The sequence below is a fragment of the Bacillus sp. AR8-1 genome (assembly GCF_008042345.1).
Classification (GTDB): Bacteria; Bacillota; Bacilli; order Bacillales; family Bacillaceae_G; genus Bacillus_A; species Bacillus_A cereus.
This window is the reverse complement of record NZ_QNUB01000008.1, coordinates 205,091-220,385: the sequence shown is the minus strand read 5'-3', so window position 1 is coordinate 220,385 and position 15,295 is coordinate 205,091. Positions and strand designations below refer to the sequence as shown.

The following is a 15,295-nucleotide window of genomic DNA, read 5'->3' as shown; positions in this document are numbered from 1 at the left end:
ATTTACATGTAAGGTTTCGAGATTCCATCAAGATAATGGCTTTTTTATTCTTAATTTACGCTATTATTGCAATTGCTTTTTTATACAATCAGCCTCTTAGTAATGGTAAAGAATCTGTATTAGTAGATGTTACCTTTTATCGATTTTTTCATGGAGTAGACTTTGTGGATTTATCTTATTTTTATAAGGAGGGGCGATTTTCTATCCCTTTTTATTGGGTATTCTTTCAAATCACTCCTTTGTTGCTTGTAGGGAATTTTGCTTTTTCAGATATTCAACAGAATGGTGTTTATTTACTTCCTCGTGTTAAGAAGAAGCATTTTCTGTGGTTAACGAAAATATTATCTTTGTTTTTTTATATAATTATTATTTGGATTGGTATGTATTTTATTTGGTTTAGCGCTTACTATTTGCTTTCTTTAGGAGAGGATAATTTTTTAAATTTATATAGTCAATTTCCTTATAAGATATTAGGTACTATGCTAATTCAAATAATTATAAGCTTTTTATTAGCTTTGGTTTTTGAGTTTTTAACGTTTTATATACCAATAACTATTGTTTTTGTACTAATGTTGTTGTACCTGTTTTTGTCTATTTTCTTTCATAGTATTTATTTTTTAGGCTCTTTTGTTATGCCAAATCGTTGGTATTTTGTTGATCACAGTTCAATTCAATTGACTTTAGGTAATAATCAATCTATTCAATGGAATGATTTACTTCTAATAGGAGTAGTAATTGTTGTTGTAATGATTTTATTAGGTAGTTTTTGTTTTAAAAAACTAGATGTGATAGGTGAATAATTTATGGACAATTATATTAAATGTGAATGTATGACGAAAAGATTAAAAGGAAATATTGTGTTAGATAATATTAATTTGTCAGTAAAAAAAGGCGAATTTTTAGTTTTGAAGGGGCATAATGGCTCTGGTAAAACAATGATTTTACGTGCTATATCAGGATTAATGCGTTTGAATTCTGGAGTTGTTTATATAGATAATGAAATGATTGGAAAACAAAAGCAATTCCCTGATTCTATGGGGATATTGATTGAATATCCAAGTTTTATTCCAGGGTATACTGGTTTTCAGAACTTGAAATTTTTATCATCGATTAATAATAAAATTTCTGATGAGGAAATTTATAATATTATTCAGAGGGTTGGACTTGATAAAACAGATAAGAGAAAGTATAAAAGATACTCTTTAGGTATGAAACAACGTTTAGGGATAGCGCAAGCTTTAATGGAACAACCAACACTATTGTTATTAGACGAGCCAACTAATGCTTTAGATAGTGATGGGATAAAAGATGTTTTAGATATTTTGGAAGTAGAAAAATCTAAAGGAACGACTATTATAGTAGCTAGTCATGATGTGCATGTCCTGGATAACGGTATAGTAGATCGCATTGTACATGTTAATAATGGAAAGTTGGTAGATTAAGAGTGACAAGAAATCATGTCTTAATAATCATTGGATTGTGTCTGTTGCTATGTATATTTGCTAGTTTATTTAGATTTAAAACATTAAATCTAAATAATGAATCTTATAAAGTGGTAAAAGATGAATTTTTATCTAATAGAACTTTTGAAGATGGACAAGGAGTTACGTTTCATGCTCTTGATCCTCTTGATCCTACAAAAGTTTATGATCCTTATGAAGACCGTGAAGTAGTGACGTATGTTTTACCTTTAAATATTACAAATACAACAAATCGGGATATTAACTTGCTTAGTAATGAGTCTATTTCCGATACATTGTTTTATTCTAAAATAGGAGAGTTTTATAATGTAATTCCGTATGCAATGGAGTTACCTAAACAATATCAGTTTGATCCTGTAATACCTGCTGGTAAAACAGTACGAGGATATATAGGGACAAATTATTTTATAGGAGATGACCCTTATAAAAATTATAAAAACTTTTCAAATGAATCAACTAAGGTGAAATTTATTTCTTTTATGAAGGATAAGAAAGGGAAATATCATGAATTAGAAATACCAATAAATTAATAAAATTCGTGATTGATCCAGATATATTTTAAGGGTGTTTTTTGCTGTGGTTGAGTAGATCTTGCAACATAACAGTATCGTTTAAAGTCGGAGTTGTTTCGCAGGTGTAAGTATCTATGGATGCTGCACCTGCGGAATTTCCGGCTTTTTGTAATTGTTCATTTAAAACTAATAGATTTCCTTCGATTATCCTCTTTTAAAGGGGGATATTTAATACGAAATTTGCAATAGAGGGATGGAGAAAAGGCATGTTAGTTTGTTAGAACAAATGAAATGAAAACTTTTTTTGAATATAAGGCCCGACATTCGGCCGATTGTTGTCATAGTTATAAGACAAGTGTTACAATTATCATTAGGTATATACATTTTAGTTTTTTTAATTAGGAGAAAAATTGGCATAACATACATTTGATTTTTACAACGACTGATTGTAATAGAGAAAAAGAAAAACAATCGGAAGTTTTATTTTAATAAAAGAGGAGCGTATTTCCTATGATCGGTATTTTAAAAAAGGTGTTTGATGTAAACCAACGCCAAATTAAACGTATGCAAAAGACAGTTGAGCAAATTGATGCATTAGAGTCATCTATTAAGCCACTAACTGATGAACAATTAAAAGGAAAGACGCTTGAATTTAAAGAACGTCTAACAAAAGGTGAAACAGTAGATGATCTACTACCTGAAGCTTTTGCAGTTGTTCGCGAAGCGGCAACTCGTGTTCTTGGAATGCGTCCATATGGCGTACAGTTAATGGGTGGTATTGCCTTACATGAAGGGAATATTTCTGAGATGAAAACGGGTGAAGGTAAAACGTTAACATCTACATTACCTGTATATTTAAATGCTTTAACAGGAAAAGGTGTTCACGTTGTTACAGTCAATGAATACTTAGCACAACGTGATGCGAACGAAATGGGACAACTTCATGAGTTCCTTGGCTTAACGGTAGGAATTAACTTAAATAGTATGTCACGCGAAGAGAAACAAGAGGCTTATGCTGCTGATATTACGTATAGCACAAATAATGAGCTTGGATTCGATTACTTACGTGATAACATGGTTTTATATAAAGAGCAGTGCGTTCAACGTCCACTTCACTTTGCTATTATCGATGAAGTCGATTCTATTTTAGTCGATGAAGCGCGTACGCCGCTTATTATTTCGGGACAAGCTCAAAAATCAACAGAGCTATACATGTTTGCAAATGCATTCGTTCGTACGTTAGAAAATGAAAAAGAGTATTCATTTGATGTGAAAACGAAAAATGTAATGTTAACAGAAGATGGTATTACGAAAGCAGAGAAAGCTTTCCATATTGAAAACTTATTCGATTTAAAACATGTAGCACTTCTTCACCATATTAATCAGGCGCTTCGTGCACACGTTGTTATGCACCGTGATACAGATTATGTTGTACAAGAAGGCGAAATCGTAATTGTAGACCAATTTACTGGTCGTCTTATGAAAGGTCGTCGCTATAGCGAAGGTTTGCACCAAGCGATTGAAGCAAAAGAAGGTGTAGAAATTCAAAATGAAAGTATGACGCTTGCAACAATTACGTTCCAGAACTATTTCCGTATGTATGAAAAGTTATCTGGTATGACTGGTACAGCGAAAACGGAAGAAGAAGAATTCCGTAGTATTTACAATATGAATGTTATCGTAATTCCAACAAACAAACCGATTATTCGTGATGATCGTGCCGATTTAATCTTTAAATCAATGGAAGGTAAGTTCAATGCAGTTGTTGAGGATATTGTGAATCGTCATAAACAAGGGCAACCTATTCTTGTAGGTACAGTTGCAATTGAAACTTCAGAGCTTATTTCAAAAATGTTAACGCGTAAAGGTGTACGTCATAACATTTTAAATGCGAAAAACCATGCGCGTGAAGCAGATATCATTGCAGAAGCTGGTATGAAAGGTGCTGTAACGATTGCAACGAATATGGCTGGTCGTGGTACAGATATCAAGCTTGGAGACGATGTGAAAATCTTCGGTCTAGCAGTTATCGGTACAGAACGTCATGAAAGCCGTCGTATTGATAATCAGTTACGTGGTCGTGCTGGTCGTCAAGGGGACCCTGGTGTGACGCAGTTCTACTTATCAATGGAAGATGAATTAATGCGCCGATTTGGTTCAGATAATATGAAAGCAATGATGGATCGTCTTGGTATGGATGATTCTCAGCCAATTGAAAGTAAAATGGTTTCTCGTGCGGTAGAGTCTGCACAAAAACGTGTTGAAGGAAATAACTATGATGCACGTAAGCAGTTATTACAATACGATGATGTACTTCGTCAGCAACGTGAAGTTATTTATAAGCAACGTCAAGAAGTAATGGAATCGGAAAACTTACGTGGCATTATTGAAGGTATGATGAAATCTACAGTAGAACGTGCTGTTGCGCTTCATACACAAGAGGAAATTGAAGAGGATTGGAATATTAAAGGTCTTGTTGACTACTTAAATACAAACCTTCTTCAAGAAGGAGACATAAAAGAAGAAGAATTACGTCGCCTTGCTCCTGAGGAAATGAGCGAACCGATTATCGCGAAATTAATAGAGCGTTATAATGACAAAGAAAAGCTTATGCCAGAAGAGCAAATGCGTGAGTTTGAGAAGGTTGTTGTATTCCGCGTTGTAGATACGAAATGGACAGAGCATATTGATGCGATGGATCACCTTCGTGAAGGTATTCATTTACGTGCTTACGGTCAAATTGATCCACTTCGTGAGTACCAAATGGAAGGATTCGCGATGTTCGAGTCAATGGTTGCTTCTATTGAAGAGGAAATTTCTCGTTACATTATGAAAGCTGAAATTGAACAAAACTTAGAACGTCAAGAAGTTGTTCAAGGTGAAGCTGTTCATCCATCTAGCGATGGCGAAGAAGCGAAGAAAAAGCCAGTTGTAAAAGGTGACCAAGTGGGCCGCAACGATTTATGTAAATGTGGTAGCGGTAAAAAATATAAAAACTGCTGTGGTATTGTTCAGTAATATAGGGCGGTAGCTTTGGCTGCTTTGCAAACTTTTATATCAAAAATGTATAATTAAGAAGAATTAAACTCTCTCCGTAATAAGTGGAGAGAGTTTCCCTTGTTTTCATACGAAAGTAACAGCAATTACATAGAGGTGAAGGAAATGGAATTAGTAGAAATTAGACAGGAATTAGAGAAAATGGCTAAGCGATTAGCGGCTTTTAGGGGGTCTCTTTGACCTCCCTACTAAGGAGAACCAAATTGCAGAATTAGAAGAAAAAATGATGGGCGCAGGATTTTGGGATGACCAACAAGGCGCACAAGTTGTAATTAATGAAGCGAATGCGTTAAAAGATATGGTTGGAAGTTTCCGTCAGTTAGATGAGACGTTCGAAAATTTAGAAGTAACGCATGAGCTTTTAAAAGAAGAATATGATGAAGATTTACATGAGGAATTAGAATCAGAAGTAAAAGGCTTAATTCAAGAAATGAATGAGTATGAGCTTCAGTTACTATTAAGTGATCCTTATGATAAAAATAATGCGATTTTAGAATTACATCCAGGTGCAGGTGGAACTGAGTCACAAGACTGGGGTTCTATGTTATTACGTATGTATACACGTTGGGCTGAAAAACGTGGATTTAAAGTAGAAACGGTTGACTATTTACCAGGTGATGAAGCTGGTATTAAGAGTGTAACTTTATTAATTAAAGGTCATAACGCTTACGGTTACTTAAAAGCAGAGAAAGGTGTACATCGTCTTGTACGTATTTCACCATTCGATTCTTCAGGTCGTCGTCATACATCGTTTGTATCTTGTGAAGTTGTACCAGAGTTCAATGATGAAGTTGAAATCGAAGTACGTACAGAAGATTTAAAAATTGATACGTACCGCGCAAGTGGAGCGGGTGGACAGCACGTAAATACGACAGATTCAGCAGTTCGTATTACACATACACCGACAAATACAGTTGTAACGTGTCAGTCAGAGCGTTCACAAATTAAAAACCGTGAGCATGCGATGAAGATGTTAAAAGCGAAATTATATCAAAAGAAACTAGAAGAGCAACAGGCACAATTAGATGAAATCCGTGGGGAACAAAAAGAAATCGGATGGGGTAGCCAAATCCGTTCTTACGTATTCCACCCGTATTCTCTTGTAAAAGACCACCGTACAAATACGGAGGTTGGTAACGTACAAGCAGTTATGGATGGAGAGATTGATCCATTTATTGATGCTTACTTACGTTCTCGCATCTAATAAGCGAAAAAAAGCCAACAAAATTGTTGGCGCATGCTGAGGATATAGAGGATATAGAGGATATAAGGCATTTGATTTTATTTTTATAGATGAAGTAAAGAGGAAGAGAAGTTGGAAACGACAACTTCTCTTTTTGATGGGATTATATGTAGATTACAATGCTGTATATTGTTTTGTAAAAAGTAGAGAATAGTAAAATAGAGCGGCAATAGGGTGAAGGTTTATATAGAACTTTTCTAATTTTCCTTTTAAAAAGGATTCTTTATAGAAGTTTTTTAAGTTGTTCACAGAATTGAAACAACTTATGAAAGCTTTATTTTATCAAGGTTCTCACTGTATTTTTGAGGAATATGAAATACACCTTAGTTTTTCTATATAAAGATAATGCTTATAATGAAAATGAGTGTGTTAGGAATAAAAAGAATATCAACAATGGGGAGCGATAGAAGTGAAAAAGAAATTGTTGGCTATTGCGCTAGGGACATCGGTTGTTTTTACTTTAGGAGCATGCGGAAATAAAGAAGAGAGTAAGTCTTCGAAACAGTCTGCAAGCACAGACAGCGCAGAACAAATTTTCCAAAGAAGTTGTGCTGGATGTCACGCAACAGATTTATCAGGGGCAACTGGACCTGATTTAAGAAAAGTGGGCGGTAAGTACGACGCCGCAGATATCGAAGAGATTATTAAAAAAGGCCGCGGTTCAATGTCACCAGGACTTATTCAAGGTGAAGATGCGAAAAAAGTATCTGAATGGTTAGCAGAACATAAATAAAAAAGGTGAAATGGACGAGTTGATAATATAGTCAACTCGTTTTCCTTTTTCTGGAATGTAACATAACTGTAACAAAAATGTATCCAAATTGGAAACCGTTTGATGTTACAATGGGGTTTGTAGAATTTTGCTGAAATATATTACATAGAGTGGTATTGCTTATGAGAAAGCATAAGTAAACTACCTTCAACAAGGATGAATAAGTGAAAATGAAGGATGTCTTTTATTTTCAGATGTACAGAAAAGTATTTCGAAAAAAATCATTAAGTATTGGGTGATAAATAATGATAAAAATGACGAATGTTTATAAGGAGTACCCGAATGGTATGAAAGCCATTGCTGGTCTTACAGTTAACATTAAACAAGGTGAATTCGTATACGTAGTTGGACCGAGTGGAGCCGGAAAATCTACATTTATTAAAATGATGTATCGTGAAGAGAAACCATCTACAGGATCTATTAATGTAAATGGACTTACTATCGAAACATTGGCAGAAAGAGACGTTCCGTATTTTCGTCGTCAATTAGGCGTAATTTTCCAAGATTTTAAATTGCTACCTAAATTAACGGTATATGAGAATGTTGCGTTTGCTTTAGAAGTAATTGAAGAAGAACCGGATGCAATTCGTGAGCGTGTAACAGAAGTTCTAGGTCTTGTAGGCCTTGAAGATCGTGCAGACGCACTTCCAAGTGAGCTTTCGGGCGGGGAGCAACAACGTGTGGCTATTGCAAGAGCAATTGTAAATAGACCAAAGGTTGTAATTGCCGATGAGCCAACAGGTAACTTAGATATTGAAACAGCTCTTGATATTATGAATATTTTTACTCGCATTAATGAGCGCGGCACAACGATCGTTATGGCGACGCATAATGCAGATATCGTAAATACAATCCGTCATCGTGTAATCGCGATTGAAGGCGGAAAAATTGTTCGAGATGAGATTGAGGGAGGATACGGATATGAAGGCTAAGACCCTTAGTCGACATTTGCGAGAAGGTGTAAAGAATCTATCACGTAACGGATGGATGACATTTGCTTCTGTTAGTGCAGTAACAGTTACATTATTACTTGTAGGTGTCTTTTTAACAGCGATTATGAATATGAACCATTTTGCGACGAAAGTAGAGCAAGATGTAGAGATTCGTGTACACATTGATCCAGCTGCAAAAGAAGCGGATCAAAAGAAATTAGAAGAAGATATGAGTAAGATTGCAAAAGTAGATTCTATTAAATATTCTTCTAAAGAAGAAGAGTTAAAACGTTTAATTAAAAGCTTAGGTGATAGTGGAAAAACGTTTGAGTTATTTGAACAAGATAACCCACTTAAAAACGTATTCGTTGTAAAAGCAAAAGAACCAACAGATACAGCGACAATCGCGAAGAAAGTTGAAAAAATGCAGTTTGTCAGTAATGTTCAGTACGGAAAAGGGCAAGTTGAACGATTATTTGATACTGTAAAAACTGGTCGTAACATTGGGATTGCGTTAATTGCTGGTCTTTTATTCACAGCGATGTTCTTAATCTCTAATACAATTAAAATTACAATTTATGCTCGTAGTACAGAAATTGAAATTATGAAACTTGTTGGTGCAACAAACTGGTTTATTCGTTGGCCATTCTTGCTAGAGGGATTATTCTTAGGAGTATTAGGATCAATTATTCCAATTGGCCTAATTCTAGTTACGTATAATTCGTTGCAAGGTGTGTTTAACGAAAAACTTGGCGGAACAATTTTCGAGCTTCTACCATACAGTCCTTTCGTATTCCAATTAGCTGGTTTACTAGTGTTAATCGGTGCTTTAATCGGTATGTGGGGAAGTGTAATGTCAATTCGTCGCTTCTTAAAAGTATAAAAAGTTGCAAACATAATTCGTACAAGCTTATCATATAGTAGAAATAGGTAAAGGCATCACACACTGTGTGATGCCTTTTGCTACACCACCTGTGTGTTTTGGAAAGGGGAATTCCGCATTGAAACGTAGAGTTGCAATTATTGGAATGGTTGTTGCATTTTTAATTGGTGCTGGCGGAATGTTTGCAGGCATGTCTGTATTTGGGGTTACCCCAGCAGAAGTAACGCAAACAATTTCGAGTGGGAATGCTAGCACTGCGCAAGGGAATTTGGCAAAAATTAATGAGGCGTATGCACTAATTGATTCACGTTATGTGGAAGACGTGAAAGATGAAAAGTTAGTTGAAGGTGCAATACAAGGTATGTTGTCTACGCTGAAGGACCCTTATTCCACGTATATGGATAAAGAAACAGCCAAACAGTTTAGTGAATCGCTTGATCCTGAATTAGAGGGGATTGGGGCTGAGGTGAACAAGACGGACGATAAGCTTATTATCGTATCGCCAATTAAAGGTTCACCAGCAGAAAAGATAGGAATTAAACCGAATGACCAAATTTTATCTGTAGATGGAAACAGTGTGAAAGACTTATCACGTGAAGAAGCGGTATTAAAAATTCGTGGTAAAAAGGGAACGACTGTCGCAATTGAAATTAAACGTGCGGGAGTAACTGATCCGATTGTATTTAAAATTAAGCGTGAAAAGATTCCAATCTTTACAGTGTTTAGTTCTGTGAAGCAAGAGAGTGGAAAAGATATCGGTTATATGCAAATCACTTCTTTTGCTGAAAATACAGCGAAGGAATTTAAGGATCAGTTAAAAGAGTTAGAGAAGAAAAATATAAAAGGCTTAGTTATTGACGTGCGTGGTAATCCTGGTGGCTATTTAAATAGTGTAGAAGATATACTAGGGGAAATTATGACGAATAAAAAGCCAATGCTACAAGTAGAGCAGCGAAATGGTGAGAAGAAGAAATTCTCTACGGAACTGAAAGAGAGGAAACCATATCCAATTTCAGTATTAATTGATAATGGAAGTGCTTCTGCTTCAGAGATTTTAGCGGGTGCGCTGAAAGAAGGAGAAGGATACGATTTAATTGGTGAAAAAACATTTGGTAAAGGTACTGTCCAGCAAGCTGTTCCATTTAAAGACGGCAGCAACATTAAATTAACAATGTTTAAATGGTTAACACCGGATGGGAACTGGATTCATAAAAAAGGAATCGCACCAACAGTAGAAGTGAAGCAACCAAATTATTATCATGCGACACCAATTCAAATTGAAAAAACACTTTCATACAATTCAAATGATGTACAAGTAAAACATGCTCAAGAAATGCTTAAGAGCTTAGGGTATGTACCAGGTCGTGAAGATGGATACTTTAGTAAAGAGACAGAATCGGCGCTGAAAGCATTCCAAAATGCGAATGAGATGGAAGCGACAGGACAGCTTGATAAAAAGACAGCTGAAGCGATTCAAACTAAAATTATCGAAAAAATCCGTTCTGGAGAAAATGATTTACAATTACAGTCAGCATTAAAGTTAATGGCAAAATAAGAAGAAATACAGGCAGTTTGCTGCCTGTATTTTTTTGTGTTAAACAAACGTTTGTTTAGTTGTGATAATATAAAAAGAAAGAATGATATAAATGGTGGTGAATGAGTTCGTGGAGGCGTGGATTTTTGAAATAATGCGGGCAGTTGGACGTTTTTTCTTACACCCTGCTGTCTATATATTTGTAATAAGTAGTATCTTCGTTGGATACTTACGTATGTTAAGAGAACGAAAAGATTTTTCTTTTAAAGTTTATGATATTTGGTTTGAACTGCGAACCTCTCTATTTGCAGGGATTGGATACGGATTAGTAGTATCTATTATTACGATTGGGCTTGGACTTGTTGTTTCTAAAGCAAGCTTATGGGCTATTTTAATTTGGACATTACTATTTGGATTAACGGCTATGTATCGATATTTATCGGCAGCTTATACATTTAGCATTGCGATTGTATGTGTTCTATTATCTTCTAAGCTACCAGTTTCCTTCTTACAGCTTCGAGAAGGTGAAGAGAATACCATCGTATCCCTTGCTATTTTACTAGGCGTTATGCTTATTGTAGAAGGCTTATTGATTTCTAAAAACGCGGTAGGATACTCTACACCGAAGATTAGGAAGGGGAAGCGTGGATTAAAGATTGGTTTACACGAATCAAAGCGTTTATGGATCGTTCCTATTTTTATTCTTGTACCGGGTGATGCGGTAACGCAGTTTATTTCATGGTGGCCTGTCGTTTCAATAGGTTCAAATACATATTCTCTATTCCTCGTTCCATTTTTAATTGGATTTATGAGAAAGATTAAAAGTTATGAGCCGACGGAAGCTTTATTATTTACAGGAAGACGTGTTTATGGATTAGCAGGACTTGTGCTCGTTTTAGGAATCGCAAGTTACTGGTGGCACGTACTTGCAATTATCGCGATGGGAGTCGCGATGCTTGGGCGTTTCACAATTTCGATGCAAGAGAAAATTGCCGATGAAACAAGACCAGCGTATTTTGCTGCACGCAATGATGGGCTCGTTGTACTAGATACAATTCCAAATACAATTGGAGCAGAGCTGAAATTACTGCCTGGAGAAATTATTACGAAAGTAAATGGAGTCATTCCAAAAAGCGCCGAGGAATTTTATGATGCGCTTCAAACGAAGACGACAGGAGCATTTTGTAAATTAGAAGTATTAGATACAAATGGTGAGCTTCGTCTTGCACAAACTGCATTATATGCTGGTGGACATCACGAATTAGGTATTGTATTCGTTGAACAGGAGCATGAGTGGGATTCGGAAGCGATGTAATAGAAGGAAAGGTATCACCTTGTGGTGATACTTTTTTTGTTTTTGGGGCGGGGAAGGGTAGTTAGTAAATGAAATTTATATCGGCGATTTTCCGAATATATTAGCGCAACTTAAAATATATCGGCGATTTTGCAAATATATCAGCGCAACTCGAAATATATCGGCGATTATTCGAATATATCGACTTTCCGGCAAAAAACGACAACTATCGTAAAGCTTATTTTCAGTTTCATAGACGGATAACTTGAATAATCATTTGATAATGGTTATCATTTAGGGAGTCTTTTTAATTTTGGAAAATGGAGGTAAGATATGCTACGTAAATTTTTTTCTTACTATAGACCGTATAAAGGTTTATTTATACTCGACTTTTCTTGTGCAGTTATCGCAGGATTACTGGAACTTGGCTTCCCGCTTATCGTAAATCAATTTATTGATAAGTTATTGCCAGGGCAAAACTGGACGCTTATTTTATGGGCTTGTTTCGGTTTACTCGCAGTTTATATGTTAAATGCAGGCTTACAATATGTCGTTACATATTGGGGACATATGCTTGGTGTTAACATTGAAACAGATATGAGGCAGAAATTATTTGATCATATTCAAAAGCTATCATTCAGATTTTTTGATAATAATAAAACAGGTCATTTAATTTCGCGCCTTACAAACGATTTAATGGAAATTGGGGAAATTGCTCACCATGGACCAGAAGATTTATTTATCGCCGTAATGACTTTAGTTGGGGCATTCTCATTTATGATGATGATCAACTGGAAGTTAGCGTTATTAACGTTCTTCGTCATTCCATTCCTATTATGGTTAGCACTTTACTTCAATAAAAAAATGACAGGTACATTTAGACGTTTATTCTCAGACGTTGCTGATTTCAATGCATGTATTGAGAACAACGTTGGTGGTATTCGCGTTGTACAAGCATTCGGAAATGAAAAGTTTGAGAAAGAGCAATTCGCTGTGAACAACGCTCGTTTCCGTACAACGAAATTAATGGCGTATAAAATTATGGCTTTAAATTCATCGATTAGTTATATGCTCATGCGTCTCGTAACGCTCTTCGTATTAATATGCGGTACATGGTTTGTTCTGCAAGGAGAATTAACATACGGTGGATTTATCGGATTCGTTCTATTAACGAATATTTTCTTCCGTCCAATTGAAAAAATTAACGCGGTAATCGAAAGCTATCCGAAAGGAATCGCTGGTTTTAAAAGGTATGTAGAGCTTCTTGAAACAGAGCCTGACATTGTAGACTCTAAAGATGCAATGGAAGTTAAACAGGTACATGGTGATATTCAATATAACAACATTACGTTCGGATATGAAAATAAAGAACCGATTTTAAATGATATTAGTTTGAACATACATGCAGGTGAAACGGTTGCGTTCGTTGGACCATCAGGAGCAGGGAAAACGACGTTATGTAGCCTATTACCACGTTTTTATGAGCAATCATCTGGATCAATTCAAATTGATGGTATTGATACGAAAGATATGACATTATCTTCGCTTCGTAAGCAAATTGGAATTGTGCAGCAAGATGTGTTCTTATTCTCAGGAACAATTCGTGAAAATATTGCTTACGGGAACTTAAAGGCGTCAGAAGCTGAAATTTGGCAGGCAGTAAAACGTGCGCAGTTAGAAGACTTAATTTACTCACAACCAGACGGTTTAGATACTGTTATCGGTGAGCGTGGTGTAAAACTTTCTGGTGGACAGAAGCAGCGTCTAGCAATTGCTCGTATGTTCTTGAAAAACCCGCCAATTTTAATACTAGATGAAGCTACTTCCGCACTAGATACTGAGACGGAACTTGCAATTCAAAAATCACTTGCTGAATTAGCAGCTGGTCGTACAACGTTAGTTATCGCTCACAGACTTGCAACGATTAAAAATGCAGATCGAATCGTCGTTGTAAATAAAGACGGTATTGCAGAACAAGGTTCACATGATGAATTAATTGAGCGTGGCGGAGGATACAGTAGGTTATACGAAGCTCAGTTTAGTTCGTAAATATAATTTGTACTGAATTAGTGCACCATAAGTAGGTAAAAATCTCATATGGGAGGCTATAAAGTATGATTGTAACAACAACGTCTACAATTCAAGGAAAAGAAATTATTGAGTATATCGATATCGTCAATGGAGAAGCGATTATGGGCGCGAATATCGTTCGTGACCTCTTCGCTTCTGTCCGTGACGTTGTCGGCGGTCGTGCGGGTGCTTATGAAAGTAAATTAAAAGAAGCGCGCGACATTGCAATGGAAGAGATGAAAACTTTCGCAAGACAAAAAAATGCGAATGCCATTGTTGGTATTGACGTGGATTACGAAGTAGTTCGCGAAGGGATGCTAATGGTTGCTGTGAGCGGGACTGCTGTTCGTATATAAAGTGAAACTTTAATCAGTGGGGGTGTTTGTTCCCCACTGATTATTAGTTGAACCAATCGGGCATTTACGGGCAGTTGGTCTCCCATCTACCTTCTTTGCCTTAACCGAATTTTGAGGTGGGAGTCTTACTGCCCGTTAATGCGGGATAAAGTAAAAAGCCGTGCTGATGCATGGCTTTTTACTTTATATGTCGAAGTTTCAATATTTCTTGGGAAATGCGGAAGGTCCCGTCGATATATAGGGAAGACATTAGAGCGCTTCTTTACATTTCCGTATTTAAACTAATAATGTTTCGTATTCTTGGTTGAGAGATGTGATGTCATCGTGATGATTGGGTATAGAAATCCGGCTGATGACTTCAGTTAATTTTGTTTGTAACCTTAATAATTCTTGTTCAGTAACGTTTACAGAATTCCCGGTTGTTCTTTTTGTGTATTGCTCGTAATTACCGTGGAATACTCTTGGTTCACTCTCATCTACTTGTAGAATATGGTCTGCAACAGAGTGAATAAAGGCACGGTCATGGCTAATGAAAAGTATTGTGCCAGGATATTCTTGTAACATGGTTTCTAATTCTTCTTGCGTTGCTAAGTCTAAATAGTTTGTCAAACTTATTTCTGTTCGCTATTTTTGAATTTATTATTATACAATTGTACTTTTGCCAGCGCCTCAGCATCGTTTTTGACTTCATCTAATCCATTCGCATCTCCAATGATATATCCTTCAAATGATGAACCAACAAAATCGAAGATGTATTGAAACTGAGCAATAAGCGGCAATGCCTTCAGTTTTGGATTGTCTCCGCCAACGATGACAACATACATCTTTTTATCTTTCATTTTCTCTTTGAAATGAAGAGATGTATCGCGCAAGCTTTGTGACCAGCGATCAACAAAGTTTTTCATATGTCCACTCATTCCGTACCAATATAATGGTGTAGCAAAGATAATCGTGTCGTGCTCTAACATGCGTTTCGTTAACTGCTCGTAGTCATCATTTACAGGTTGGAATCCTTCTGCATCATGACGCTTATCTGTAATAGGATAGACTGTGTGATCACGTAAATAAATTTGTTCTGTTTCAATTCCATCAATCATCATATGTGTTAAAGCTTCCGTATTTCCGTTTTGTCTTGAACTGCCATGTATAACAAACATGTAA

14 protein-coding genes are annotated in these 15,295 nt (G+C 36.0%); 12 read left to right on the top strand and 2 right to left on the bottom strand.

What is annotated here, in order from left to right; genetic code table 11:
• Positions 1-35 precede the first annotated feature (35 nt).
• The 12 genes from DN400_RS04850 (at position 36) to DN400_RS04795 (ending at position 14,134) form a co-directional block, all read left to right on the top strand.
• A complete protein-coding gene (locus tag DN400_RS04850) occupies positions 36-800 on the top strand; it encodes a hypothetical protein (RefSeq protein ID WP_072940198.1) in 765 nt (254 codons plus the stop codon).
• Positions 801-803: 3 nt separating this feature from the next.
• Positions 804-1,442 (top strand): ATP-binding cassette domain-containing protein, encoded by a 639-nt coding sequence (locus tag DN400_RS04845; RefSeq protein ID WP_065229560.1) that lies wholly within the window; start codon positions 804-806, stop codon positions 1,440-1,442.
• Between the two features lie 41 nt (positions 1,443-1,483).
• Positions 1,484-2,011 carry a hypothetical protein gene (locus DN400_RS04840; protein WP_029948375.1) on the top strand — a complete coding sequence of 176 codons (528 nt, stop codon included), beginning with the start codon at positions 1,484-1,486 and terminating at the stop codon, positions 2,009-2,011.
• A gap of 492 nt (positions 2,012-2,503) precedes the next feature.
• Entirely contained in the window at positions 2,504-5,011 is a 2,508-nt protein-coding gene (gene secA, locus DN400_RS04835) for a preprotein translocase subunit SecA (protein ID WP_000579372.1), read from the top strand.
• A gap of 144 nt (positions 5,012-5,155) precedes the next feature.
• Positions 5,156-6,254 (top strand): peptide chain release factor 2 gene (prfB, locus tag DN400_RS04830; RefSeq protein ID WP_096001455.1). Its coding sequence is split into 2 segments (ribosomal slippage): positions 5,156-5,227 and positions 5,229-6,254, totalling 1,098 coding nucleotides; the frame shifts between segments, so codons are not numbered across the junction.
• A 448-nt stretch (positions 6,255-6,702) separates the two neighbouring features.
• The gene (gene cccB / locus DN400_RS04825; RefSeq protein WP_000727975.1) at positions 6,703-7,026 is read left to right on the top strand and encodes a cytochrome c551; all 324 of its coding nucleotides are present in this window, start codon (positions 6,703-6,705) and stop codon (positions 7,024-7,026) included.
• A gap of 284 nt (positions 7,027-7,310) precedes the next feature.
• Positions 7,311-7,997 (top strand): cell division ATP-binding protein FtsE, encoded by a 687-nt coding sequence (ftsE, locus tag DN400_RS04820; RefSeq protein WP_000594319.1) that lies wholly within the window; start codon positions 7,311-7,313, stop codon positions 7,995-7,997.
• Complete coding sequence (gene ftsX / locus DN400_RS04815) at positions 7,987-8,880, top strand: permease-like cell division protein FtsX (RefSeq protein ID WP_000645028.1); 894 nt, start codon at positions 7,987-7,989, stop codon at positions 8,878-8,880. The genes ftsE and ftsX overlap by 11 nt, the downstream gene beginning before the upstream one ends.
• A 118-nt stretch (positions 8,881-8,998) precedes the next feature.
• Positions 8,999-10,435 carry a S41 family peptidase gene (locus tag DN400_RS04810; protein ID WP_000830318.1) on the top strand — a complete coding sequence of 479 codons (1,437 nt, stop codon included), beginning with the start codon at positions 8,999-9,001 and terminating at the stop codon, positions 10,433-10,435.
• A 91-nt stretch (positions 10,436-10,526) separates the two neighbouring features.
• Positions 10,527-11,729 carry a PDZ domain-containing protein gene (locus tag DN400_RS04805; protein ID WP_016085217.1) on the top strand — a complete coding sequence of 401 codons (1,203 nt, stop codon included), beginning with the start codon at positions 10,527-10,529 and terminating at the stop codon, positions 11,727-11,729.
• A 312-nt stretch (positions 11,730-12,041) separates the two neighbouring features.
• Positions 12,042-13,757, top strand: a complete 1,716-nt coding sequence (locus DN400_RS04800) for an ABC transporter ATP-binding protein (RefSeq protein WP_065229558.1) — start codon at positions 12,042-12,044, stop codon at positions 13,755-13,757.
• Between the two features lie 65 nt (positions 13,758-13,822).
• Positions 13,823-14,134 carry a heavy metal-binding domain-containing protein gene (locus tag DN400_RS04795; RefSeq protein ID WP_000637523.1) on the top strand — a complete coding sequence of 104 codons (312 nt, stop codon included), beginning with the start codon at positions 13,823-13,825 and terminating at the stop codon, positions 14,132-14,134.
• Positions 14,135-14,410: 276 nt separating this feature from the next.
• Here the strand turns inward: DN400_RS04795 and DN400_RS04790 are convergent, their stop codons facing one another.
• Both DN400_RS04790 and DN400_RS04785 read right to left on the bottom strand, forming a co-directional pair.
• Positions 14,411-14,743, bottom strand: coding sequence for a macrolide transporter (locus DN400_RS04790; protein ID WP_065229557.1), 333 nt, complete (start codon positions 14,741-14,743; stop codon positions 14,411-14,413).
• A gap of 2 nt (positions 14,744-14,745) precedes the next feature.
• Entirely contained in the window at positions 14,746-15,291 is a 546-nt protein-coding gene (locus DN400_RS04785) for a flavodoxin family protein (protein ID WP_016513224.1), read from the bottom strand.
• Positions 15,292-15,295: the final 4 nt, after the last annotated feature.